Source organism: Umezakia ovalisporum Ak1311 (assembly GCF_029891685.1).
GTDB classification, from domain to species: Bacteria; Cyanobacteriota; Cyanobacteriia; order Cyanobacteriales; family Nostocaceae; genus Umezakia; species Umezakia ovalisporum.
On record NZ_JANQDJ010000086.1, the window covers coordinates 94,279 to 121,046 of the forward strand.

Here is a 26,768-nt window from a genome sequence, read left to right on the forward strand (position 1 = left end):
TATTTCACCACTCACCACAACTCACCATTGACATTTTTCCGGCTTCCGAGGTTAAAATTCCCATGTCTGTGCCGCCACTGCACCTCAGCAACAACTTCGACCCTTACATAAGTGGCGAGGTGACTGTTCATCCCAGCGCAGTACTTGCGCCTGGAGTGATACTTCAAGCGGCTGTAAACAGCAAGATTATCATCGGCCCTGGGGTCTGTATTGGTATGGGGTCAATTATCCAAGTTAGCGAAGGCATCCTGGAGATAGAAGCAGGCGCAAACTTGGGAGCCGGTTTTTTGATGATTGGGAAAGGCAAAATTGGCGCAAATGCTTGTATTGGTTCAGCAACAACAGTTTTTAACTGTTCTGTTGAGGCGGGAGCAGTGATCGCACCCGGTTCAATTTTGGGGGACACCAGTCGGCAAATTCAGGAAACTAACAATGGTGTGAATAGCGGTACTGAACAACAGCCAGAAGTTGAAAGTAGTTTGGAAGCACATGAGGAGACAGTAATTTCCTCAACGAGGGTTTCAGCGTCGGCTTACTGGAAGTTTAAAGACCAGTCTATTTCTTCTTCTCAGTCTTCTGAGTCTTCGCCCACATCGAAAAGCCAGCCTCCACTTGTAGAAGAAAATCCCAACGCTACCAACTACATTACCCAAGCGCCTGAATTAAGTGAACCTCCCACACAATCGCCTAATAGTTTCGGGAACCAAATTTATGGTCAAGGAAGTATAAATAGGTTATTAGTTACATTGTTTCCCCATAGGCAAAGCTTAAATGACCGCATTTCTGAAGATCACTCTGAGTAAGTGTTAATTGTAAGTTGTCAGTTTCGTGAGTAACTGGGAAAATTCACATGGAAACATCTAATCAACACTCTATTAGCACCATTCAGAAATCCCGGCGACGAGATACTCTGAAAGATAGTCTAAAGAATTCTGCTTTGGGTTTAGTATCTACCAGCAGCTTTCCCGCTATTGTGGGAACAGCTGATATGATGCTCAAATCCGCTGGTGTTCATTTAGTGGGGTATGAAAAAATTGGTAGTGGTCAGTGTACGGCTATTGTTCGGGGTGGGATTGCTGATGTACGTTTAGCAGTGGAAGCTGGTGTTCAAACTGCTGAACAGTTTGGTCAATTGGTTTCTAGTTTGGTAATTCCTCGTCCTTATCCTAACCTGGAGATAGTGCTGCCCATCACTACCCGCCTGAGTAAATTGATGGAAGAAGGTAATCAAAGTAGTTTAAGCAACTTAGCTATTGGTTTAGTGGAAACACGTGGTTTTCCGGCAATGGTTGGTGCTTGTGATGCTATGCTGAAATCTGCTGATGTTCATTTAGCAGCTTATGAGAAAATTGGTGGGGGTTTGTGTACGGCGATTATTCGTGGGACTGTGGCAAATGTAGCCGTGGCAGTGGAGGCTGGAATGTTTGAAGCAGAACGCATTGGCGAATTGAATGCAGTAATGGTGATTCCTCGACCATTGGATGAAATGGAGAACACCTTGCCTTTAGCAAGTTGTTGGATTGAACACCGCGAACCATTGAATATACCCGTGGATGTCCAGGAGCAGGTTGCCGAAATAGAAGTGCTGCAATTGCCTGATTTGTCGCAAATACCCACAAAAGTGACAGAAGAAATATGGAAGGATGAATGATGAATTCAGATGGGTAAATGATGAATTGTTAGCAATTCTCATTCAGTTTTCATCATTCAACATTCATCTTGGGCTGGAAGGTATCTTACGCTTTGCTTATTGTTTTGATATTAACTTGTGAACACCATAAGTAAAACAACTTTCTTCTAATAACGTTAATAGATTTTCATCTATACTAAAGTTCATAACTTTGTATGAGTGATTCGGCATCATCGGCAAGTGTTCAGTGATACTAGATTTATAGATATAAATTGCTATTAGAGGAGAATTACCCTTGAAGCAGGCGACGCTACACCAGTTGAAGGTGTTTGAGGCGGCAGCACGGCACAGTAGCTTTACTCGTGCTGCTGAGGAATTATTTCTGACCCAGCCCACTGTCTCTATGCAAATTAAACAGCTCACAAAATCCGTAGGGTTGCCATTATTTGAGCAGGTGGGAAAACGTCTCTTTTTGACAGAAGCAGGACAGGAATTATTTGCCACTTGTCGCCAAATTTTTGAAACTATAGCCCAGTTTGAAATGAGTGTGGCAAATTTAAAGGGTCTAAAACAGGGGCAATTGCGTTTGGCAGTGATTACAACGGCAAAGTATTTTATACCCAGGTTATTAGGGCCATTTTGTCAACTTTATCCAGGAATTGAAATTTCGTTACAAGTCACAAACCATGAAAAAATCTTGGAAAGGATGGTCAATAACATGGATGACTTGTACATTATGAGTCAAGTGCCAGAAAATCTAGATGTCATCTGTGAGCCATTTTTAGATAATCCGTTAGTAGTATTTGCACCTGTTAATCATCCTTTAGCAAAAGAAAGAAATATCCCTATAGAAAGCTTGACAAATGAACCTTTTATTATGCGCGAGCCGGGTTCAGGAACTCGTCGCGCTGTGCAACAACTTTTTGACGAGCATAGGGTAAAAGTAAAAGTTAAACTGGAATTGGGCAGCAATGAAGCGATTAAACAAGCCATCGCTGGAGGTTTAGGAATTTCTGTTTTATCGCGCCATACTTTAATGCCAGACTCTTCGGAGTTCAGTATTTTGGATGTGCAACACTTTCCTATTAAGCGGACTTGGTATATGGTGTATCCATCGGGAAAACAGTTATCTATTGTTGCTCATACTTATTATGAGTATCTACTGGAAGCGGCAAAAAAGTTTGTTGAGGAAAGTGGATTTTCTGCTGTAAGTAAAGGTGAGGATATCAATGATTAATATCAAGATTTGGCATGGAAAAATTAACCAATTACACCGCAAATTTAGACCACTATTCCCAAGTTTTTGATACTTGGGCGATAGCAGTTGCACCACAGTATACATCTCAAGATTGTGGTGTTTGTGGAACAGGGGTTAAAAAGTCGTTGTCTACTCCTACTCAGAAATGTCATTGTTGCAGGACAATTATGCACCATGACCACAATACAGCAATTATGTTTTTGAACAAAGGACTAAAAAGTACTGTGGGGCCTACAGAATCTAAAGCTTGTGGACAGAAGGACTTCTATATAGCGGGGGAAACTCCTCTAAACAAGTCGGCTGAATGAAACAAGAATCCCACCCCTTGAAGGGGTGGGAGCGTCAATCAGGGGAGTTTGTTCACCCCTGCTGGGGTTTTTCTGTCCGCAGGGGCAAATCGTGGGTGGCAAAATGCTATCAGCTATTTTTTGTGAGCTGTTGACAGTTATAAAAACCAAATATGAGCCAGAATACCAAAATTGCTCCTGTTAATACCAAAATTGGTATGGGGCCAAACCTCACAATTAACGGCGGTGCTGCGGCTGTAAATAAACCACCACCTACAATGGGTTCAAATAGTAATTGTTTGTAAGCAAAACTTTCAAAAGCACCAGATTCATTATCTGGGTCTACCATTCGCATGAGTAATAATCCAGTGGAAGTAACACCCATAGATTGTCCCATGTCGCCAATGCCACGTTCAAACCAGTAAACAGGTAGAAGACGAGGGCCTAAAAAGACAAAAGCACAGATATTCCAGGTAATACCGGCTATGGACAATAAGAGAAAAGGAAAAAGATTATCTCCCAGTACAGATAGAGAAATGCTGGCAAGTGCTGTGACAATGGTGATATCTAACGCTAGTCCGCCAATGCGCTCCATGAGAGGACGACTAATTAGGTAGGTGCGTCTTGTACGGAGAAGAATATATTGTAGGATAATTCCCCCAATTAAGGCGATGGGGAATAGTGGCACATAGGACATTAATAATAGCCCACTTCTGCCCCAGGTGATGGATTCAAACCACCGCAACGCCTCTAAAATTAGCCAGCCAATGGCGATCGCTAGTCCGACAAAACCGAAATTAAGTGATAATGGATCAATTAGTAAGTCCCGGACTAAATTCTCTCTGGCAATTGTGATATTAGCTTCTTCCTGTGGTGGTTGAGTTTCGGGATTTTCCCCCTTGACTGATAATTCCCGGCCGATTTGGACGCGTCCGGTATGGCGTCCCCAATGAATTAGAAATGTACCTGCAACCACTCCTGAAACTAAACCTACCGTTGCCAAGGCTAAAGATAAATCAGCACCGGCTGCAAAACCTAATTCTGTAAAAGTTCCCGCCATTCCTGCTGCTGTACCGTGTCCCCCTTCAAAGGCGACTTCAATTAAACAGGCTGTAATTGATGGTAAACCAAAAACTGGTGTTAATATTGTGATTGTCAATAATATCCCTACTACATATTGACCCCATGCTAAGGTTTGACCAAAAGCCACCTGTGGGGCTGCTTTACGCCAAAACTCCTGCAAAGTAGGAACATATTGACCAAGAAACAGGGTTGCAAAAACCACATTAATAAAAATACCGGGTGATTGTGACCATACAGCCTGGATATTTGCGGAAAATATACCTTGAGCAAGGGGAGATTCTGGATTTATTCCTTGGACAATGGCACCCAAAGCACTTTTGCCCAGAAGTAAGGCAATCATACCAGCAACAATGGAACTGGGTACGTATAGCGATCGCAATATCCTTAAGTGCTGCCTGACCAATCGTCCCACTAGAATTAATATAGCGATGAAAATATAAGCCCAGAATACATCTATGAGTTTGAACATATTTATAGCAGTTACCTGAAGCAACTTTACACAAAGAGAAGATGAATTTGTATCTTTTGATTCTCTCTGAGTCTTGGTATCTTGGCAAGGTTTAGTAATTTGTAATTCGTAATGTCCCTTTCGGAGAAGAGCTTTTCGCTAAGGTAACTCCTAATTCGTAATATTAAATTTGGTTACAGCTACAGGCCTCAAAGTACTATAAATTTTGGCAATAGGCAATATCTTGTGGAGATTGCAGTGATTGAGGGATAAATTGTATCATTGGCAGATAGGGGAGAAGAGGATAACTGCTGATTTTTATTTTTATAATTTTTTGTCATGGGATGCCACATAAAGAGGTATATTTATGTAAGGCAGCCTGGGAAAAAGGCATTGTCTAAAATTATCGTTATTCTCAACCGTCAGGGAGAAGTCGGTAAAACGACTGTGGTATTTAATGTGGCTGCAAATTTCGCGGAAAATAGCAATTTTATTATTGATGCAGATATTCAAGCTTTTGCTAGTTAATAGGCAAAGCGAAGTCAGAACTAGAGGCGATGGCTATTATTTAATGGTGATTAAATAATGCAAAGAATGCAGTTTAAGACTCCGGTCATATAACTGATGAATTCCAGTATAATTGGAGGAAATAATGGTTAAAAAATATCTTTCTGAATTAATACAAGAAGAAGCACAAAAATTGATAACACTTGCAAATGAAGCTGCCATTGAAGTTACATCTGAGGAAGTTACCGAACAGAGTTTTTTAGCAACAGAGGAATTACCTAGTCCATCAGAAAAACTAACTCCTCTCCAGGATGCTATGTCTAGTCAAAAGGATTTAGAAACTACTGTCCAAGAATTAAAACAAACTCTGGAAAAATCTCAAAATAAAGAAAAAGTTTTACACCAGCAAATTGTAGATTTACAATCAGCCTTGGATGAAAAACAGTTACTAATAGAACGTTTGACTAAAGAACTGCACGAAGCTAAACAAACTGCATTACATCTTGCAGAAGCTAATTCTAAACTTCTAGAAGAAAGTAATTCCCCAGTCCAAGTCAAAAGCAAAAACTCTCCAAACCCGGCAAAAGAAGAAAAGTCAGCAATTAAAGTCAAGGAAAAATACAGCCCAGTTAACTACAGAAAATCACGTAGGATTCCTGAACATCTGATAGAACGTAAAAGAGAAGATGATAATTTTGCCGAGAATACTTGGTTGTATGACTAGGTTTGTAATTTGTAATTCGTAATTTCTCTTTTAGAGGGTCTGCGCTAACTTAATTTGCAACTGGTTATGTTAACTTATATGGGGGTATAGAACATAGACTGATATTTCTTGCGTTTGTGACCAACTTCTTAGTGGGGAAGGTTTTCAGATTAATTACAAAACTCTAAAATGTGCTGGGCGGTGATTTGTGGCTGTTCTAAGTGTGGGACGTGACCAGAGTCTGTGATCCAAGTGAGTTGACTATTGGGAATTGCTTTGTTGAATTTTTTGGCATCGAGTGTACCCAAAATTTGATCTGCATCACCCCATAAAATTAAAGTTGGTGGTATAACCCCCGAAAGTTGCCACGATTTAAAAGCACCATAACCTCCGCTTTTGGTGAAGGCGATTAACGCTTGACTCCAATGGGGCATTTCTAGGTGTAATGCGCCACACACTTGAGCATCAAGTGAAGCGAGTAACTTATTTTTGTAAGCAGTGCGGGAAATGCGATGGCGTACATGAGGATTACGCAAGAAACTAGCTGCTAAAGAATCTAAAGGGGGAAACATGAATTTGCTTAAGGGAGAACCCGTTTTTAAACCAGCGCTGTCTAATAACACCAGTTTGTTGACGACCTCTGGGTGAGTCAAGGTAAAATCAATGGCGACTGCACCCCCCATAGAAGCACCAACCAAGATCACAGGTTGGTTAATTAGGCTTTTCCAGAAATGATACAGATGAATTTTAATAGCCAGAGGACTAAATTGCACATCGGTGATTCTGTTTGTAAACCCAAAGCCTAATAAATCCATAGCCCAGGTTTCATTATCCCTGGCCAGTAGTGGCAAAAGCCGACGAAATTCCAACACAGAACTGTCGAAGCCGTGAATCAATAAAATAGGGGTGCCACCACTACCTTGTCGAACGTAGGTTGTGGTAATTGGTTGGTTAGTTAGAGTAGTGGTGATGGCTTGACTTTGAATACTTTGAGCCAAGGCAATGGAGGTAGATTCTGTTAGTTGGCTAACTGTGGTAGGCAAGAAACTGGGGAACATAATTTTTAAGTGTACAGCAGAAAGTAGGAGAAAATTTTCCGAAATGTCAAAATTGGTACGAAAGCCTCGTACAATTAATATCACTTTATTTTTTCGATTCAGGAGCTAATGCCATGCCAATGGCGGTTGGCGTAATTGAAACCCTAGGCTTTCCTGCTGTACTAGCAGCAGCCGATGCAATGGTTAAATCTGCCGCAGTCACACTTGTGTATTATGGTCAAGCTGAAAGCGCTCGCTTGTTAGTCGCTGTTCGGGGACAGGTTGCAGAAGTTAAAACAGCCGTAGATGCGGGAATATTAGCTGGAGAACAAGCTCATGGTGGGAAAGTAATTACTCACTACATTGTTCCCAACCCTCCGGAAAACGTGGAAACAATTTTACCAATCCACTTCACGGCAAAATCTGAACCGTTCCGTATCTGATATGTTGCACCATTCTCAACAACCCCAGGGTGAACACTGGTAATAACTTAAAAATTAAGGTTTCAGCGAATGTTAAGCAGTACCCACCCAATGACAGTTGTCATCAAGGGAGTAGTGGAAGATGTGGGTGGCCAAAAATCGCGATTATAGGCCAGCAACGAATACAAGAAATACATTCAGATTTACCATGTCAAATCTTTACCCTATAAAGGTTTTAAAATGTGTTCCTTGACAGTCCTTCAAATTCTCAGCCTTGCTGAGGAGTATACATTTGTCCCATCACATACATTTATTCATACAGGAGATCACTAATGTCATTACAGGCTGTTGGCTCACTCGAAACGAAAGGTTTTCCGGCTGTATTAGCAGCAGCTGATGCGATGGTTAAAGCAGGTCGCGTGACTCTAGTCGGTTACATCAGAGTAGGTAGCGCTCGTTTTACGGTAAATATTCGCGGCGATGTTTCTGAGGTGAAAACTGCTATGGCAGCTGGTGTTGAAGCCGCAGAAAATGTTTATGGCGGTACTCTTGAATCTTGGGTAATTATTCCGCGTCCCCATGAAAACGTAGAAGCGGTTTTACCTATTGCTTATACAGATCAAGTCCAACAGTATCGGGATTCTGTAGAAAATCCGATTGTGCGCTCATCCAACAGGTTATGAGGTTACATTGATTAGTTATTAGTCAAAAGTTAAGAGTTAAAATGTTAAGAAGTTATTAACAATTAACCTTTAACTGTTGACTAATGACCTGTGTACACCAGGATAATTCAAAAAAGCTCTTATTTCCCTGGGTGTAAACTTCTTCGACACAGAAGCTAAGAATCTACGGGGGAAAGTCTACTGGAGGGGTGTTATTTTCAGCCAAGTAGATACAATTAAGTGTAAAAATTTAATTAACTGAAGTTAAGTTGATGTGAGAAAAAAATTCCTGATCTGGAATTCCCATTGGAAATAATGGGAACACAACCCCGTTATTTCGCTATTAGTTATTGACCTCTCCCCTGCCTAAAGGCCAAAGGATTCTAAACTCTTGCTACCCTGAGGGCTAAAGTCGCTCCCTTCTGCTTTGTTTTTTAACGGTTCTTTTCCTAGTTGCGGAAATACAAAAGAACCGAACTGCCCAACTTTTTTAAAAAGTGGAAACTCAAAATTGGGATCTTAGTAGAAAAGTGAAAGCATTTTCCAGTCTTTTTGGTTTTTCTTGCAATACCCGAGAATGGAAACTTTTTAATTCTAGGTGTTGTTCCTTTGCTTTACTTAATGATTTACACTGAATTGAGCAGGTAGGACGTAGTGTATCTGGGAGGATAGTGTATTCAGAATGCAATGAACAAGCATTGATGTGACATGAGCGTGATTTATAATAAGCTTTGAGCTTAGTTGTAGACTTTGGGCTTAATTTCTAGCCAGTGTCGAAGGATTTCTATTTGCTATTTAGTTGGTTTTAGTGGAAAGTCAATAAGTCAAAGAGAACACCTATCCATCACCTTCCATAGGGAATTGTACAGTATATTTATCTAAAGTGAAAGCGAAAGATAAACTCTCTGTGGCTAAAGCCATACAAGGGTTTCACAGTGGCTTTAGCCACAAATTGCCTACATCCCCATGTCTAAGGCCAGAGGCTTTGGCTCGTTTTCCGGTAAGTGATGCCGGTAGGAACCAACATTTAGTACATCTGGGTAAGAGCAGAACTAAAATTTAGAGGATTGAAATAATTTTCCCTAAATGTTGCATAAACTGAGTAAATCCAGAGGTAATAAGAACATAACAGGTGAGATGTGTTGATGGAAGAGATATCCTCATGGGCAAAATCCAGAAGATAATTTCAGTGTGACAAATGGGGGTTGTAATGCCAAGGTTAATACAGGGTTTTGAGGAGTGCAATCTCACTATGACGGCGGAGGCACAAAAATTAGCACAGTATTGGAGCAGTCGTCTAGCGGCGGAATCCCCAGAGCAAAGTGTGGCCCATAGAGAAAGTATTGTTCTTTGGCTGTTAGGAAGTGACTTACAACGCTTTGCTCAACTCAATCCTGAAGAACTCAACATTGCTAACCAAGGGATAGAATATCGATGGAAAATTCTACATCAACGCTACTTGGGGATTGGGCGAGAACGTGCCTATGGTAACTTGCTTACTCGCCTGGGGAGCTTAGTGGCATTACGCAATAAGATTCAGAGTTGGGTTTCTCTGAGCCGCGATCGCCAGCGTAGTGTGATGGATGTATTGCAAGAAGTGTTACAAGAATTACTGCAAAACGATAAATACATGCAGCAAGAAATGGCTGCTATCGCTGAACTTACCAATGATAAACGACTGCGGGATAGTTTATTATTTGCCAGCATAGAAGAGTACTCTATGCGGCCAGTACGTAATCAACCATTGCTGGTATATAGATTTGTTAATTATCTGCGACGCATTCAGCGTGGTGGCTTAACCCAAGTACCAAGCAATGAATTAGTAAAGGTTGTTTCGGAAGAAATATTGTCAGAGGATAACGAGAATGCAGTGAACTTGACTGATAATCAAGCGATCGCGGAATATGAAGCAGCACAAGAAATAGAAGACCAACAGACACTGCGGCAGGTAGTAAAACAGGAATTTGCCGATTATTTACAAGCAAATCTTGGAGAAGAGGCTGTGGAGTGGCTGAGATTGTATCTGCAAGGCAAATGCCAAGATGAAATTGCCAAAACATTACATAAGCCAATCAAAGAAATTTACCGACTGCGAGAAAAAATTAGCTACCATGCGGTGCGGGTTTTTGCCCTCAAGGCTAAACCAGAACTTGTGGATAACTGGTTGGCCATTTCCCTACAAGAACATAATTTGGGACTAACTCAAAACCAATGGCAGCAAGTATATGAAACATTAACTCCTTTGGGGCGAAAGATCCTAGATTTGCGTAAAGCAGGTAAGTCTATGGAAGCAATAGCCCAAGAGTTAAAGCTTAAAACTCATCAAGTGATGGGTGAATGGACAAAAGTTTACTTTGCAGCCCAATCTTTAAGGAATCAGGATTGAGATGATTAGTGGTGGGGAATTTTTTTCTGTTAAAACCCAAGAAAATACTAAAATTACCGATAATCAATGCAGCCCCAGACACTCCGGTACAACCATTGTGCTTACTCATTTGAGGTCGAAGTGATTTTAGGGGTACACCAATGCCTACAAATGCTTAACTCAAAGGTGATTATGGCTCCACCTCGATTGGGCAATGTGTTATCTTGACCCATTATTGGAACTTGATTTTAGTGGCGCGCTCAGGGGTGGTTTAACTTACCCAAACACGATTTGTGTCTGGATGACAGCTAAAAAGAAGCCTAATAACATTAATTTATCAAGCACTGCGATGGTGGGGTTTACCTCAGTTGACCAAGTGTTGTCCCGTTGAAAATCCCCTGATTGACTTCAGGGGAGCAGTTTATTTTTATGGATATGATAAGTATTTTGAACATGAGATTTATTAAATGTGGGAAACTACTTATTATTGGGTAAATCTCAGGTTAGTTAAATGTGTTTAGAAGTTAACCGTACTCATCTTTACTTAAATTGCCACGATACTCAGGTCTTTCTCAGTGGAGAATGTAGCATTGCTGTAGGTTACACGGTGAATATGCTTGCAGGGGCTAAATTATGGGTAATTGACGTGCAGCAAGAATTTCTTGGCTTTTGAACACGGGGAGTGTCAATTAGTCCTAAGTTTACATTTGTTAACTATTCACTATTGACTATTGACCATTAACTATTGAGTATTAACTATTGATTCAAAATTTATAACTTTTAATTACAGATGACCGAAGCAACAGCACCTCGTATCAAGATAGACATCCAGGATACACTACCGATGATTCATTACCTGGTGGCAATGCCTCAACCAGAAACACATCTGTTTGAAGTGACATTACGGCTAATGAACCATTCATCGAACATTCTTGATTTGAAAATGCCTGTGTGGACACCAGGCTCATACTTAGTTCGAGAATACGCAAAAAACCTGCAACAATTTACCGCTTTTGCTGGGGATAAGCCTTTGACTTGGAGAAAAATCAGTAAAAACCACTGGCAAGTCAATACAACAGGTGCTTCGGAATTAATTGTAACTTACCGGATATTTGCGAATGAACTAACGGTACGGACGAATCATTTAGACAGTAGCCACGGCTATTTTAACGGTGCGGCATTGTTTTTTAGACTTCCTGGTTGGGAAAATTTACCAATTCAGATTACTGTTTTACCACCTCGCCCAGATTGGCGGGTGACTACTTCCCTACCACCAGTTGGTGACCAAAGCCATAGTTTTTGGGCTGCTGATTTTGACACTTTGGTGGATAGCCCTTTTGAAATTGGTAGCCACGAATCATACTACTTTGAGGTTTTGGGAAAACCCCATGAGCTGGCAGTCTGGGGAAAGGGGAATTTAGAATCACAACGGGCAATTGCTGATCTCGAAAAAATTATCGAAGTGGAAGCGGAAATGTTTGGGGGTTTACCCTACGAACGTTACGTTTTTCTGGTGCATTTATTTGGCCAAGGTTATGGAGGTTTGGAACATAAAAACTGTTGCTCATTAATTTATCAGCGTTTTGGGTTTCGTTCTCAGGATAAGTATGAACGCTTTGTACAATTAGCGGCACACGAATTTTTTCACTTGTGGAATGTCAAGCGTATTCGTCCCAAGGGTTTAGAAGTTTTTGATTACGAGCAGGAGAACTACACTCCTTCTTTGTGGTTCTGTGAAGGAACTACAAGTTATTACGACTTACTAATTCCTTTGCGGGCCGGCATTTATGATGCTAAGTCATATTTAAATCATTTGAATAAGGAAATTACCAGATTTCTCACAACCCCAGGGCGCAAGGTACAACCACTTGCCGAGTCGAGTTTTGATGCTTGGATTAAACTTTATCGTCCAGATGCCAATAGTAACAATTCCCAAATGTCATACTATCTGAAAGGGGAAATGGTTTCTTTTTTGCTAGATTTGCTGATCAGAGCAAGACATGGCAATCAGCGATCGCTCGATGATGTGATGCGGCAAATGTGGCGGAAATTTGGTCAACCAGAAATTGGCTACACCCCGGAACAGTTACAAGAGGTAATTGAATCGGTGGCGGGTGTGGATTTGACTGATTTCTTTGAACTTTACGTTAATGGCACCGAGGAATTACCTTTTAATCATTACTTGGAACCTTTCGGCTTGCATTTAGTGGCGGAACGGGAAGAAGAACCTTACATGGGTATTAAGGCAAAAACTGAACACGGGCGCGAACTAATTAAATCTGTGGAAACAGGTTCACCTGCACAACTAGCGGGAATTGATGCAGGTGACGAGTTATTAGCCATTGAAGGAATCCGATTAACAGCTCATCAACTGAGCGATCGCCTTAAAGATTACCAACCAAAGGATACGATTGAAGTAACTGTTTTCCACCAAGATGAACTACGTACTTATTCTGTTACCTTAGAAGCCCCACGTCCTACTAAGTTTCAGATCCTACCATTACACAATCTTGATACTTCACAAAAAGAGAATGGCGCAGGGTGGTTAGGTGTACCGATTGCTAGTCTTCGTTAAAGGTAAACTACCTACACTGATTTATCGGTGTAGTGTAGGCTTTCCAACTCATTGGCAATGGTTACATCCTTAACCCTGTCCAGTTGTCCACGAAAATATAAACGATATAACTCACACGCAGGAGTACAGCGGTGGCCTTCAAGATGTACTAGACCCATACTCTGTAATTTATATGCTATGACTGGCTGTAATTTCAAATGATTGCTAGCAGTAATAATTTCATAGAAAGCAGTTGCCAATTCTGGCTGCCTTTGCAGCAGCAATATATACTGTCTTAAGTACTCGTGATAAATTCCCACGGTGGTTGGAGCTTGTTGTAGTAGTTGTTGTAGGTTGACTTCTAAACCTCCCTTACTCACAAGATGATACAAAGCCAATCTGATCAAATAAGGATGTCCCCCGACCATTGCCATTAATTTTTCAGTATTGCCATTATTTGCCCAATTTAACCCGTGACGTTGTGCGAGATCCTGCACTTGCTCTTTTGTAAAACTTGGCAACTTAATTAGCGAACCCAAATTGAATGGGGATTTTGTTGATTTGAGAGGAACTAGTATTTCCTGAGAATAAACTAATATCAGGCGGAGTTTTTGCCAAATTTCTAGCATTTTGGACTGTTCATACCAAGAGCGCATTAATGGCAAAAATTCCCCAGCAATCTCAGGATACTCAAACACCCAATCTATTTCGTTTAATATCAAAAGCAAAGGATTTTTAGCAGCAGATAGTAAATACTTTTGGAAATAGATAGAACAGCTAACTTTACTACCCATATCCTCATCCCAGTAATCATTGAGTTTTGGTTCTAGCTGTAACTCCCGACTGACATTAGCACACAACCAGCGTAAAAATTTATCCAAACTGCCAAAAACAGCTTGATCGGCTTGCTGAAAATCTAGACTGACAGTGCGAAAACCTTGATGTTGAGCGCGTGCTATTACTCTGAGAATCAGAGAACTTTTCCCCATTTTTTTCGGTGCTTGGATGCAAATGACACTTCCTGGTGTTGTTATTTCTGTGTAGACAAGTTCCTCAATTGGGGGGCGAGTAATGTAAAGTCTAGAGCTAAGGGATACGGGACTATTGGGAAATTCCAGAGATATGGCAGTAGCGGCGCGGTTAAACTCCTTAATTAACTGTTGATGGGTTTTGCTGAGACTGCGAGGTGACAATATTTGACGAAAGTTAGATTTATTAATGGGTTCTCGCCAAAAATCGCTTAACAATTGCCATAAATGAGCAGCAACTTTCCTCACACGCTCTCCTCCGTAGTGAGCTTCAAAGGCTATGGTTGTATAAGTTTTTCCCTCCCACGAAGAACGCAGTATCGTTTCTTGGAGTGTCGTCAAATTATTTATTTGGCTGGCTTTTAGTAGCAATACGACTTCATCTATAGTCATTGGTCATCGGCCTTAGTTCTGTGTGACATCTCCTCTGATTTTTCCACCTCAAATTTGAGGTTTTGAGGATTTTAATTGATGCAGCCTCCCAAATGTGAGTGCAGGCCTGTTTTTTTAGAAAAAGCTACAAAACTAGCTTGACAATTTTCTTTTTATCTGAAACATCCGAGATATGATAATTTTAGAATTTTTTAAAAAAAAATTCCCAAGTATTCTATGGGGATAAATAGTATTTTTAGATACTTATTATTAGATATGTTCAATTCAGACATTCATAAAATGTAGCTAATTTTTGTTCTATTTTAAGTTGGTGATAGGGATATAGGTTACACTCTTGTGTTTAACTTTTTCTATATTTAATTCAAGCTAAGTAATGGCTTGTTAGTATATTTTAAAATTTGCTTAAATCGGGAATATTATAGCTAAATTAACTGATTTTGAACCTATTTGCACTTTTTATCTTCAGGTGCTAACAGAGCGTAGAGAAAGAAGCCCATGATATCTTCTTTATCGTATCGGCCGCTATGGACATCAAAGAACCCGCTACCTACCAGATAGAAGCTCAAATTTCAGCGCTAAGAGAGTTAGAAATGAGTCAGCAGTCACCAACTGCTTTAAAAATGGCTTTGGCCGCCAGTGGTTTTGGTTGGTGGAATTGGAATTTAGTCACTAACCAAACCTATCATAACCCTGAGTGGAAGGGAATTTTAGGGTATAAAGTAGAAGAAGTTACCAGCAACTATCAATCCTTTGAGGAACTTGTACATCCACAAGATTTGTTGAGACTTCAACAGGTATTGCAAGATTATCTTGCAGGCTACATACCTAAGTTTGAAATTGAATTGAGAATGTTAACTAAATCCGGTCAGTGGAAGTGGATTTTTTCTAGTGGTCAAGTATTTCAATGGGATGAATTTGGCAAACCAACATGGATAACAGGAACCCACAGGGATATTACCCAGGAGAAAATGTTCCAGGAAAGTTTACAAAAGTACCAAAAGCAGGAAAAGCTGTTAAAAACTGTGCGAAAACACATAAATTCCTATTCACAACTGGATGTATTAGTGCCAAATATATTACAAGAAATGCGAGAGGTTTTGCAAATTGACCAGGCTTTAATTTACTCGATTCAACCTAACGGTAATGGGAAAGTAGTTTTTGAATCTTTGACCGTACCTTTAGCATCTTGGCAAGATATAGATATTCAAGTTTCCATACCTGAGAGGGATGTAGAAGCATATCAATCAAGCATCTGGGCGGAAACCAATACAATACCTAAATTATCTGGTCAAATTAATTTTCTCAATCAGTTGGAAGTAAACACAAGTTTAGTATTTCCTATTTTATTAAAGGAACAACATCATCAAAATCCACAATCTTCAAAAAATCAATTATGGGGACTGTTAATTGTCTATGACTGTTGTAATAACCGTCAGTGGCAAAAATGGGAAATAGATTCTGTTACATATATTAGTCAAGAAATAGCAATATCTATTCAGCAACAGCAACTCTGGGAACAAATCAAAGGTGAAATCACCAAAGCTGAGTTTGCTAAAGCACAAGTAAGAGATATCTCACGACAACTACAAATTACTCAAGGACAATTATTACAAAATGATAAAATGGCTAATCTCGGTCAAATCGTAGTAGAGATGGCTAACGAAATTTATAATCCTGTTAACTTTATTTATAGTAATCTTTATCCTGCTAGTCAGTATGCTGAACATTTAATTAAATTAATTGAACTATACCAATACTACTATCCAAAACCCCAATCAGGAATTACATTTCATTTGCAACAGTTCGACCTAAATCTGATTAAAACCGACTTTTTAAAATTGCTTTGGTCAATGGGATCTGGATCTGAACGCATTCAAGAGATTATTTTTGCCCTGCGGAATTTTTCTAGCCTTGATGATGGTGAAAAAATGAAAAAATCTAACTTACATGAAGGACTGGATAGTGTTCTGAGGATATTGCAGCATCGCTTGAAAGAAAAGCCAGATAGACCAGGGATTAAAGTAATTAAAGATTTTGGAAAAATACCTTTAATCGAGTGTTATGGTGGGGAGCTAAATCAGGTCTTCATGAATATTTTAAATAATGCCATTGATGCCTTAGAAGAAAGGATGAAACAAGAGTATGCCTTAATTCCTCAAATTTTGATTCGTACAGAAGTTGTAAGTAGTCATTTGTCATTAGTTAGGGGCAATGAAGCGCATACAGTTGAGCAACAACCCGGTAATAAGCAAAAGGTTGTGATTCATATCTATGACAATGGCAAAGGAATTCTTCCTCATATTAAAAGGCGGATATTTGAACCTTTTTTTACTACTAAATCACTGAGTAAAGCTAAGGGATTAGGACTATCAATTAGTCAAAAAATTATTGTGGAAAAACATCATGGCAAATTGAAATGTAACTCTCAATTAGGTCAAGGGACAGAGTTTATTATTGAAATGAATACAACAGTTCGACACTATTCTGATATGAGGAAACACGCTAGTTTTTAAGTTAGGCTTGCTAAATCAAATAGTAGCGAAATCAGAACCTTTATGACGATTGCGTGATAGACATGGCATCTTGTGACCTACTCCTGCTTTTTTAGCGTAATCTCATCACTTCATATACCCTATTTAATATTAATGGGTATGTCTAGGTATTGATTTAATAAATATTTACAACACCAAAATGGTTAACTGTTTTTGATATTTCTCTAAGAGTAGCTTTTTTTGGAGAACGACCCAAACTCAACAATCAAAGATTGTGTTGTTTTTTACTGTGTTCAACCTTATCTAAATGTCTTGCAAAGGTTTTGTGAATTGATATTAGCGAAAGATTTGGCAATTTGGCATGACAAATCTTTTGGTTGCAGTTTTAATAATATATCGACAGGGATAACGGGAAGGTGAAAACTGCAAGCAGTGTAGGGTCAAGCCTTGTTTTCAATACTCCCGCTCCCATGCCAGTTGTTGATTTTGTGCTGTGGAAAGACTATTAATGGGTGAGCCAGTCTCTTCGCTGCACTAATCATCGCTTCACTACAACTGGCTAAAAATTCCACTATTAAGCGGATTTGTTTGGGTTCAAGGTTGTGAAAAACAACATCATGAAGCTCTGGTTTTGTTTGGTTGTGTTGGGTTTCGTTCCTCAACCCAACTTAACTGATAGTTATTTTTTCAGGTAATCAATATTACTCTTTATTCTGCGGGGGTTGATTCGTCTACAGGACGAATAATGGCTGGGGCTGGTGTGACTTCTGGCTGGAAAATTCCTTCTAATGCCTGTTCTAGGGTTGGAGCCATGACAATGCGGTTTTCAAAAGCTACTATTACGCGCACTAATGTTGGTAGTCTGTTTTGAGTGGCTTCTAAATATATTGGCTCGACGTATAATAAGGATTGCTCAATGGGGATAATTAATAAATTACCCTGAACTGCTCTTGAGCCTTGACGATTCCACAAGGAAATTTGCTGAGAAATCACTGGGTCTTGGTTAATTCGGGCTTCAATTTGCTCTGGCCCGTAAACTAACCGTTCTTTGGGAAAGACATACAGTAATAATTTACCGTAATTTTCACCGTCAGATCGGGCTGCTAACCAAGCGATTAAGTTAGAGCGTTGTCTGGGTGTGTAGGGCAATAACAGGATAAATTCTTCAAAGGGGACTGTGGGGAGGCTGGTAATTAAATAGTATGGGTCTACTGGACGAGCTTCGTTACCGTAGATTTCGGTGGGTATTTGCCACTGGTCTTCCCGATTATAAAAAACCTGGGGGTCTGTCATGTGGTAGGTCATCAATCGCTCGGATTGAATTTTGAACAAGTCCACCGGATAGCGGATATGTTTAAGTAGGGTAGGTGGTAGGTCGCTGAGGGGTTTAAAGGTGTTGGGAAATATTTTTGCCCAGGTGGTAATGATGGGGTCCCTAGGATCGGCTATGTAAAAGTTAACTGTGCCGTGGTAGGCATCAACTACCACTTTTACTGAGTTACGGATGTAGTTGATATCTTCGCTAGTTGTGTCGGAGTAAGGATAGCGATCGCTTGTGGTGTAAGCATCCATAATCCAGAAAAGATAGTTTCCATTACTTTTGAAATCGCCACTACCATTCTCAGGTTGAGCATCTGTGGCGACTATATAAGGGTCACTATCAAATTGTAAAAAAGGTGCGATGGCTCGAACGCGTTGCTTGATATTGCGCCGGAATAATACCTTGGTGTCTGGTAAAAAGTCCTGTGTGAATAACATCTGCCAATCTTTCAAATACATGGCAAATAATAACCGTCGCCAAGGGGAACCAATGCCAATGCCACCTGATCCATCATAAGCGTTGTAAAAGTTATCACTACCACTGGGAAAGTCTAATTCTCTTACTCTTGTACCAGTCATGACGTGAGTATTAGTAATTTCACCAAAATAAATCCGGGGTTGCCCAATGGGAATGCTGTTACGAATGGCTTCACTGGATGTGGTCAGGGCGCTTTCGCCAGTGCCAGCAATATCTTTGATAAAATATTCTGGTAGTCCACCAGGTCCCACGGTGTTCACGGGACTCATGGTGAAACCAAAACCGTGAGTGTAAATTAAATGGCGGTTAACCCAAGTTTGAGCTTGTTGGGGCACAGCAGTATAATCTAGCTCTCGTGCGGCAATTAATACCTGGCGTTTTTCTGTGGCTTGGTTTTCCTCTTGGTTGGTTGGTGAAGGCTTTCCTGGTGCTGCGGGTCTTTCTCCGGGTGCTTCTCGGAATAAAGTGTAGCGGTCAATGTCGGCATCGGGGAAGCGATAGTAGAGTCGAATTTGTTGCAGCTGTCGGTTGGTTTCTAGAAGTGGTTGTTGATCCCAAAGGCGAATATTACGAATGGTCAAATCATTTTCTTCGATATCAGCTTGTGTCAAATCCCCCGTGGGGTTGAAGGTTTCGGCATCAATTGCGTCTAGATCAAATGCTTGTCGAGTTAAGGCGATGGTGCGCTGAATGTAGGGTTGCTCTCGTTGTAATTCGTTAGGCTGAACAACTAAATATTGCACTACGGTGGGCAAGATGAAATCCGCTGCTATAACTACTAATAGATACAGCCCTAACCCATAAAGTACAAATTGGCGATACCAAGACTGGGGTTTCCAGGCAAGTGTTCGCCATAGCAAGTAAAGGCCTATCCCTAAAGCTAATACAGACAAGATGGTGTAAGCTGGCAAGACGGCAGTAACATCTGTGTAACTAGCGCCGTACGTTATCCCCCGTTGAGAATAAACTAGTTCATAACGACTCAGCCAATAACTCAGGGCAACTACCAGCATTAATAAACCACCCAAACCGTATAAATGACGCTGTTGCTGGGAGGAAAACCCAGGAAAAATTCCTTGACTGATACTATTTGCTGAAAGAAGATAGGTTAGGGCTACGGAGATGAAGCTATATAAAAATAATCCCACAGCCCATAGTTCCAGAAGTTCCCAAAATGGTAGGGAAAAGATATAAAAGCTAATATCTTGAGCAAATAAAGGTTCGGAGGCTTTAAAGGAGGTGGGCTGGAAATATTGCAGTACTCTTGCCCAGTTATGAGACAGCACCCAGGCAAATAGGAGACTGAAGCTAACGGCGATGGCTTGTAATAAGGTTTGGGGATAGATAAGAATAAGAATCGTTACTCCGGCAATTAAGCCGACATACCAAACCTGGGCAAAAATTTGCGCGCTTATCAGCTGCAAAATTCTCTCTGGTCGGAATAGAGGTGGAACAGGTGCAATACCCCTGGTAACGGGAGAATGCCAATAAGTAGCAGCTATTTCACTATAGTGAATGAGCATTAATCCAACTAACAGGCTTAACACCAACACTATGGGAAGTAACCAAGGTAATCTTAATGGTTTAGTGCGAGATATGGTGCGTATTTCATCGCGTTGGGTATTGTGAGGACTGAGAAAGTTTTGTAGTTCCCTGTTCAGTCCTGCTTCCTCACGCTGGATTTCCTTAATTTTCAGAAAGTCTGGATATTTTAGCTGTCGAGCTAGGCGGAGATTTCCTAATAAATAGACAGCAGTTACAGCGGCTACAAGTATCCACAAAGCAGTCATGGTTACTAACCTGAGAAAAAATACTTGTAAGTAGCCGACATTCTGAAACCAGAAAACTTCTGCCCCCAGACGAGAAACTAAATCTAGGATTAGCCAAAGTCCTAGAAATATGATTAATAATCTAAAGCACCATTTCCATTTGCTGTTCACTGTTCACTGTTCACTGTTGACTGGTAATTAGAAATGAGGAGTTACTCTGCTGGATCAATACGATTGACAAACAAAGCCAGGGGAATCATGGGTAAGGCAGGAATTAAACAAGTCAGCCATTGATTGACATGCAATGGAGCAGTTTTAAATAAAGTATTCATTACAGTCCATTGGCTGAAGATAATTTGTAATACTACTGTGGAGAGTATACCAAAAGCCATTGATCTGCTATCACTGAGCTTAGCTTTCTTACCTCTGAGTTTTTGGATTATGGCATTTCCTAAATGGCTGATGCTCAATAAATATACAATTCGTGCAGATACTAATGCTTGAATTGCCATTGTTCGGGCTAGATTAATGTTGCTGGTATCTTGATACACCCATTGAAAAATACCAAAAATTAGAATCCAGTTAAATATGGAAACTGCGGCAATCCGCTGGAATAGTTTGGCTGGAAGTAGGGGTTCCCGTGGGTTGCGGGGCTTGGGTTTCATTACCTGGTCAGATTTCGGTTCAAATGCTAAGGGTATAGTCATGGTTACAGAGTTTACCATGTTTAACCACAGTACTTGCAGCGATAAAATTGGTAAGGGTGCAGCGATTAGGGCACTAATGAGAATAGTCATTGATTCGCCACCGTTAACAGGTAAGATAAAGGCGATGGCTTTTCGCAAGTTTTGATAGACTGTCCGCCCTTCCTCTACTGCAGCTTCAATGGAAGCAAAGTTGTCGTCAGTCAGTAGCATATCGCAGGCTTCTCTGGCTACATCTGTGCCGGAGCCTCCCATGGCTATACCAATATCAGCTTGTCTCAGTGCTGGCGCATCATTAACACCATCTCCAGTCATGGCGACAATTTCGCCTTGGGATTGCAATGCTTCGACTAATTGTAATTTTTGTTCTGGGGCAACTCTAGCAAACACTACACCATTTTCTACGACTTGTGTCAGTTCAGCATGGTTCATTTTGCTGAGTTGTTTGCCTTCAAAGGCTTGTACCTGACCATTTTTTTCTAAACCAATACGTTCAGCGATCGCTTTAGCTGTGGCAATGTGGTCACCAGTAATCATTTTAACTTGAATGCCAGCAGTTTTACATGTACGCACCGCAGCAATTACTTCTGGTCGAGGAGGGTCAATCATTCCTTGTAATCCTAAGAAAATCAGCCCGGTGGCAATATCCTGGTGATCTACTGAATTTTGGTGATCTGGTACAATTTTTTTACCCAAAGTCAGTACGCGCATTCCCTGTGTAGCTAAAGCTTCTACTTGGTGTTCTATGAATTCACGGTTGATTGGTTCTGGTTGTCCTTTGGCATTGAGCATTTGTTGACAACGGCTGGTAATTGCTTCTACAGAGCCTTTGACGTAAATAGTTCTGGCTCCTGTGGTTGCTTCACCCAAGCTATCACCAGTTTGTTCTATGGATTGATGGCTATCATGTAGTGTGGCCATATACTGAAGCTGAGATTCAAAGGGAATGGCATCTCTTCTGGGAATTAACTCTTTGATGTGAGAATGATTCCACCCTGCCTTTTGGGCAACTGCAATTAAAGCACCTTCAGTAGGATCACCAACTACAACCCAATTACCATTTTTTTGTTCTAAACAAGAGTCAGTGCAGAGTAGCCCAGCAAGTAAACAAGCTTTGAGGGTTGGGAAACTTCCCGTTTCTAGGTTTACAACTTCTTGTGCCAGTAAAATTCGTCCTTCTGGGTTGTAACCTGTGCCTGTGACTTGGAAGTTCTGTCCCCCGGCATAAATTTCCTGCACTGTCATTTGGTTTTCTGTAAGTGTGCCGGTTTTGTCAGAACAAATAACTGTAGCTCCGCCCAAAGTTTCCACTGCTGGTAACTTGCGAATGATAGCGTGACGGCGTGCCATTCGATGTACTCCCATGGCCATTGTGATGGTTACTACCGCTGGTAATCCTTCGGGAATTGCACTCACTGCTAAAGCTACAGCGGCTTCAAACATTGCTGGCCAAGATTGTCCTTGCCCTAAGCCTAGGGCAAAAGTCATGGTTGCCAGTCCTAGAATTATGTAAAGTAACTGATGACTAAATTTGTGGAATTTGCGAGTTAGCGGTGTGCTTAGGTTTGTCTGCTGTTGCAAGGATTGGGATATGCGGCCAATTTCTGTAGTATTAGCTGTGGAGACTACAATACCTGTTCCTTGCCCAAAGGTGACAAAGCTACCTGCATAAGCCATGTTTACTCGTTCTGCTAAGGGAGTATCTGGTGCTACAGTTGTAGGAGATTTTTCCACGGGTACAGATTCCCCGGTTAAAGCTGATTCATCTACCTGTAAGTTGCGTGTATTGAGCAGGCGCACATCAGCAGGAACTTTATCACCAGAAGCAAACAGCACTATATCCCCAGGTACTAATTCTGACGAAGGAATGCGTGATTTTTGTCCGTTACGGATGATTGTAGCTTCTGTAGTCACGGATTGAGCTAAGGAGGCGATGGCGCTTTCAGCTTTTGATTCCTGGACAAAGCCGATGATGGCATTAATTAGTGTTACAGCCCAAATTACTGCTGCATTTGTCCATTGACCCAACAGGGCTTTAATGAAACCAGCCACCAGCAGAATGTAGAGGAGAGCTTGATTAAATTGCGATATAAATCTTAACCAAGCAGGTTTTCCTTGTTTCCCCTTTAGTTGATTCTTGCCAAATTTTTCTAATCGATGGTTAACTTCTCTTGTGGTTAAGCCTTTTTTTGTGTCGCTATTGAGGATTTCGGCAGCTTGTTGTCCTGGTAGTGCGTAATACTCAAGTCCTTGTTGGCCTCCCATTTTGCTTGCAGACATAAAATTTTCTGAAATACTAAAATTGTAAAAGCCTGGTAATTGTTAAAAAATTGGAGCTGCCAAGGGAAAGACGGCATCACGCTATTCTGACACACTGGCAGTAATGTGATTTTAATAATTCCTCAACAACTTCTTAGGGCAAGATTTCTGTATATGGTATTATTTTCGCAGTGGACTTTCTTCTCCCCTGGGGGATAGCCTTTTCTTTGCTGTTGGCTGTTCAGCGTTGATTTTTCCCTACTCCCTCTGGGAACAGAGTTTCAGAAATTGCTGTGGAATGTCTGCACTTTCTCCCCAGTGTAAATGAATATAAGAAGCATAAAGATTTTTGGATAAACCCCATCCTTCAGTTCCCAAGTTATCGTCACAATCGTAACGATAACTCGTAAATAAGGGTTGATGAGGATGAGTGGTTAAAGAGGAACGATGAAATTCATGCCCGTAAACGTTTGTACCTGCGGATACTAATAGATTATCTTGCAAAGGAACTGCGCGACGATAACCTAAAGTTAAATTTCTACCCATAACAGCAGATGTGGGTAACACTCCCACCATAGGCCAAGATTTAGTTTCAAAATCAATAATTTGCTCACACAAGTACATTAAACCGCCACATTCGGCAATTGTGGGCATTCCTTGCAGAATTGCGGTTTTCACTTTATGAAGGATAGTAGTATTTGCTGCCAGTGGTTTGGCAAAAATTTCTGGGAAACCGCCGCCAAAATACATTCCTTGGACACCTTGGGGTAGTTCAGTGTCTACTAAAGGACTCCAAAATACTAACTCTGCACCTAAGTTTTGTAGTAAGTCGAGATTGTCTTGATAGTAGAAGTTAAAAGCGCGATCGCGTGCAACGGCAATTTTGACTGGATATGTAGAATAATTACTGAATATATCTACCTTGTTACTTTTGGTTTTATTTTCTAACAGTGGTAACAGCTTCTCCCAATCAAAACAAGTGTCTCCTAAATCAGCAAGATGACTAATAACAGCATCCAATTCTGGGAGTTCTGCGGTGGGTATTAAACCGAGGTGGCGATCGGGGATTGTAATACTATCTTGACGCCGGAGGACACCGAGAACAGGTAATTGCAATGCTGCTAAAGAATCTTGGAGTAGGCATAAATGGCGATGGCTTCCCACCCTATTTAAAACTACTCCAGCAATTTTAATTCTAGAATCAAAGGAACAATAACCGTGAGCGATCGCTGCTACAGAACCAGACAAGCGACTGCAATCAATTACTAACACCACAGGTAAATTTAACAGCCGTGCAAGGTGTGCGGTACTAGCAAAATCGGTGCTAATTAGACATTCATTTTGATTGTGAATTGCTTTTACGCCATCGAATAACCCCATTACTCCCTCAACGAGGGAATATTCACTTGCTTGGCTATGATGAGCGAAACATTTTTGAACGTAAGCTTCAGAAGTCAGTACGGGATCTAAATTCCGACAAGGACGGCCAGTTACGTATGAGTGAAACATAGGGTCAATATAATCTGGGCCGACTTTAAAAGATTGTGTTGCTACACCACGACGGCGTAAAGATGCTAAAAGGGTGAGCGTAACTGTTGTTTTGCCCACCCCACTACGTTCTCCGGCAATGACTAAAGCCATAGAATTGAGATAATTGGTAATTGGGCAGCATTGTTAATTATCACATTGCTCATAGTCAATGAAGTAGTTCGACTTAAAAAAACAGGTGGAGGATTTATATTTTTGTGATCTTATTTTTAATAAGATTTATCTACTTACAAACAAAAAAGGGATGACCTGAGCATCCCTGTTGACTGTTAACTGTTGCCTGCTCCCCATTCCCTGTTCCTTCTTCCTTTAGAAATATGTCTTACGGAAAAATGAAGAATCCCCACACCTAAAGGCGTGGGGAGTGTGAATTCTAGGTAAGTTGTGTGCAAAGGAAAAATCCCTTAATCTAAAATTGGCGCGGTTAATTACGTAACTTGAGAGTCTGCGCTATAAATTCTAGACTTTCTTCAAAAAGTAACTCCCGACCCCAACGTTGCACTTGCTGACTCAGCAAAACTTCAGCTTTTTGCTCTGAAAGTGAACCCAGCTGTTGAAACAGACCAGCAGCTTGAGCGCCGCCGTGTGTTTCCATTCGCATACAACCGCCGGTTTCTGAGCATATTATCGTACCACAGTTTGCTTGGGGATTTGTAGAACTCAGGCGTAAGGCAATCAAATCACCCAGAACTTCACCCACGTCGGCTACGGGGACCCCGGCTAACTCAGCTTCCACTTGTCGTTGGTCTTGAGAAACAAAGCTTATTTGAGTGATTTCATAATCACCGATTTCCTTTTTATAGGAAACTGGCGACCATTGTAATCGACTGGCCAGCCAACCCAAGAATAGCAAAGCTTGGGCGGGATTACCTTTTTCATAGTCAATGTTCACACGGTCAACTTCTTTGAGAGCAGCGCGACGATGGGGTGAGTCGTAAGCTTGAGCCGTCAATTCCTGCCATGCTGATAACCGTCGCCAGTTCAAATCAGCAAGGGGGATGCCATTTTGTACCAAATCTTGGAGACTAAGTAAATCATTTTCTGGCTCGTTAAAGTTGCACGAGTCAACAATCACATTATTGCAAACTGCCGCCAGTCGCTTGAATAGATTGTTATTAGGGTCTGGTGTGGCTTTCCACCACAGGAACTTTGGTAAGCCACCAATTAACAGTGCAGGAATCATACCTCCCACCCGTTCCAAAGCAGCTGCGGTTCCACTCAAAGTAATGTATTCACAACAAATGAGTGTACTTGAAGATTGCTTTTGAATTGGGCAATAGGCAGAAACTTGGGCTTTTACGCCTTCATCTTCGCCAGCGATGGGAAACAAGGCAATAATCCGACAAGGATTACGCAGGGCAATTTCATCTGCAATTGTGGGATTTGTGGGACTGAAGTTATAAGCAACACTGTCTCCTGTTGCCATATTGCCTTGACGCTTTGCAAATTCTTCGCGCAAAACAGCAAGTGTTTCTGGTGTAGCTGTACCAGTTTCTGGTAAGCCATATTTAACTTGTACTTGTCGTAGCGCAGCGGCCATTTGTGGTCCGAGAATGCCATCAATGGGGCCCTTATAAAAGCCTAAACCAGCCAACAGATACTGAGTTTCTTCTGGTTCGTAAACCACTAAAGTAAATGTTGTGGCTCTGGTAGCAGCGGGAAGTCCACCTTCCTCACCTGTGATACCGTAACTTTGCCAAATTTGATTCAGTTCCGATTCTATTTCGTTGAGGGAAATATCCTTTGGAGCTTGAAGTGAAAAGATTGTAGGAGCTTGGGAAATCATAGTAGTTTAGTCATTGTTCATTGGTCATTGGTCAG

At 41.0% G+C, this 26,768-nt stretch carries 19 protein-coding genes; 12 read left to right on the forward strand and 7 right to left on the reverse strand.

What is annotated here, in order from left to right; all coding sequences use genetic code 11:
• The first annotated feature begins 62 nt into the window (after nt 1-62).
• From NWP25_RS17265 to NWP25_RS17280, 4 genes are all read left to right on the forward strand, one after another.
• Complete coding sequence (locus NWP25_RS17265; protein WP_280652643.1) at nt 63-803, forward strand: LbetaH domain-containing protein; 741 nt, start codon at nt 63-65, stop codon at nt 801-803.
• A 47-nt stretch (nt 804-850) separates the two neighbouring features.
• Nucleotides 851-1,651: a BMC domain-containing protein gene (locus NWP25_RS17270; RefSeq protein WP_280652642.1), complete on the forward strand. Its 801-nt coding sequence runs from the start codon at nt 851-853 to the stop codon at nt 1,649-1,651.
• Between the two features lie 274 nt (nt 1,652-1,925).
• Complete coding sequence (locus NWP25_RS17275) at nt 1,926-2,867, forward strand: LysR family transcriptional regulator (RefSeq protein WP_280686532.1); 942 nt, start codon at nt 1,926-1,928, stop codon at nt 2,865-2,867.
• A gap of 14 nt (nt 2,868-2,881) precedes the next feature.
• The gene (locus NWP25_RS17280) at nt 2,882-3,196 is read left to right on the forward strand and encodes a zinc ribbon domain-containing protein (RefSeq protein ID WP_280657297.1); all 315 of its coding nucleotides are present in this window, start codon (nt 2,882-2,884) and stop codon (nt 3,194-3,196) included.
• A gap of 109 nt (nt 3,197-3,305) precedes the next feature.
• Here the strand turns inward: NWP25_RS17280 and NWP25_RS17285 are convergent, their stop codons facing one another.
• Nucleotides 3,306-4,727: a sodium/glutamate symporter gene (locus tag NWP25_RS17285; protein ID WP_280699859.1), complete on the reverse strand. Its 1,422-nt coding sequence runs from the start codon at nt 4,725-4,727 to the stop codon at nt 3,306-3,308.
• 372 nt (nt 4,728-5,099) lie between these two features.
• On the opposite strand from NWP25_RS17285, the gene NWP25_RS17290 reads away from it, so the two are divergent.
• The gene (locus NWP25_RS17290) at nt 5,100-5,234 is read left to right on the forward strand and encodes an AAA family ATPase (RefSeq protein WP_280652638.1); all 135 of its coding nucleotides are present in this window, start codon (nt 5,100-5,102) and stop codon (nt 5,232-5,234) included.
• Nucleotides 5,235-5,358: 124 nt separating this feature from the next.
• Complete coding sequence (locus NWP25_RS17295) at nt 5,359-5,937, forward strand: hypothetical protein (protein ID WP_280657295.1); 579 nt, start codon at nt 5,359-5,361, stop codon at nt 5,935-5,937.
• A 149-nt stretch (nt 5,938-6,086) separates the two neighbouring features.
• Here the strand turns inward: NWP25_RS17295 and NWP25_RS17300 are convergent, their stop codons facing one another.
• Nucleotides 6,087-6,974, reverse strand: a complete 888-nt coding sequence (locus tag NWP25_RS17300; protein ID WP_280699889.1) for an alpha/beta fold hydrolase — start codon at nt 6,972-6,974, stop codon at nt 6,087-6,089.
• 113 nt (nt 6,975-7,087) lie between these two features.
• On the opposite strand from NWP25_RS17300, the gene NWP25_RS17305 reads away from it, so the two are divergent.
• From NWP25_RS17305 to NWP25_RS17325, 5 genes are all read left to right on the forward strand, one after another.
• A complete protein-coding gene (locus NWP25_RS17305; RefSeq protein ID WP_280652636.1) occupies nt 7,088-7,396 on the forward strand; it encodes a carbon dioxide-concentrating mechanism protein CcmK in 309 nt (102 codons plus the stop codon).
• Between the two features lie 311 nt (nt 7,397-7,707).
• The gene (locus NWP25_RS17310; protein ID WP_280652635.1) at nt 7,708-8,058 is read left to right on the forward strand and encodes a carbon dioxide-concentrating mechanism protein CcmK; all 351 of its coding nucleotides are present in this window, start codon (nt 7,708-7,710) and stop codon (nt 8,056-8,058) included.
• Between the two features lie 1,177 nt (nt 8,059-9,235).
• Nucleotides 9,236-10,423, forward strand: a complete 1,188-nt coding sequence (locus NWP25_RS17315; protein ID WP_280657294.1) for a HetZ-related protein 2 — start codon at nt 9,236-9,238, stop codon at nt 10,421-10,423.
• Between the two features lie 490 nt (nt 10,424-10,913).
• Nucleotides 10,914-11,075 (forward strand): hypothetical protein, encoded by a 162-nt coding sequence (locus NWP25_RS17320; protein WP_280652633.1) that lies wholly within the window; start codon nt 10,914-10,916, stop codon nt 11,073-11,075.
• Nucleotides 11,076-11,192: 117 nt separating this feature from the next.
• Nucleotides 11,193-12,977 (forward strand): M61 family metallopeptidase, encoded by a 1,785-nt coding sequence (locus NWP25_RS17325; protein WP_280699861.1) that lies wholly within the window; start codon nt 11,193-11,195, stop codon nt 12,975-12,977.
• An 11-nt stretch (nt 12,978-12,988) separates the two neighbouring features.
• On the opposite strand, the gene NWP25_RS17330 is transcribed toward NWP25_RS17325, so the two are convergent.
• On the reverse strand, nt 12,989-14,377 hold the full coding sequence (locus NWP25_RS17330) for an AAA-like domain-containing protein (protein WP_280699863.1): 1,389 nt from the start codon (nt 14,375-14,377) through the stop codon (nt 12,989-12,991).
• A gap of 524 nt (nt 14,378-14,901) precedes the next feature.
• Between NWP25_RS17330 and NWP25_RS17335 the strand changes: the two genes are divergently transcribed.
• The gene (locus NWP25_RS17335; RefSeq protein ID WP_280652630.1) at nt 14,902-16,890 is read left to right on the forward strand and encodes a PAS domain-containing protein; all 1,989 of its coding nucleotides are present in this window, start codon (nt 14,902-14,904) and stop codon (nt 16,888-16,890) included.
• A 687-nt stretch (nt 16,891-17,577) separates the two neighbouring features.
• Here the strand turns inward: NWP25_RS17335 and NWP25_RS17340 are convergent.
• The 4 genes from NWP25_RS17340 to opcA all read right to left on the reverse strand — a co-directional run bounded on the left by NWP25_RS17340 (nt 17,578) and on the right by opcA (nt 26,733).
• A complete protein-coding gene (locus tag NWP25_RS17340; protein WP_280699865.1) occupies nt 17,578-20,607 on the reverse strand; it encodes a UPF0182 family protein in 3,030 nt (1,009 codons plus the stop codon).
• 41 nt (nt 20,608-20,648) lie between these two features.
• Nucleotides 20,649-23,420 (reverse strand): HAD-IC family P-type ATPase, encoded by a 2,772-nt coding sequence (locus tag NWP25_RS17345; RefSeq protein WP_280699867.1) that lies wholly within the window; start codon nt 23,418-23,420, stop codon nt 20,649-20,651.
• Nucleotides 23,421-23,657: 237 nt separating this feature from the next.
• Complete coding sequence (locus NWP25_RS17350; protein ID WP_280652626.1) at nt 23,658-25,040, reverse strand: cobyrinate a,c-diamide synthase; 1,383 nt, start codon at nt 25,038-25,040, stop codon at nt 23,658-23,660.
• Nucleotides 25,041-25,371: 331 nt separating this feature from the next.
• Entirely contained in the window at nt 25,372-26,733 is a 1,362-nt protein-coding gene (opcA, locus tag NWP25_RS17355; protein ID WP_280652625.1) for a glucose-6-phosphate dehydrogenase assembly protein OpcA, read from the reverse strand.
• Nucleotides 26,734-26,768: the final 35 nt, after the last annotated feature.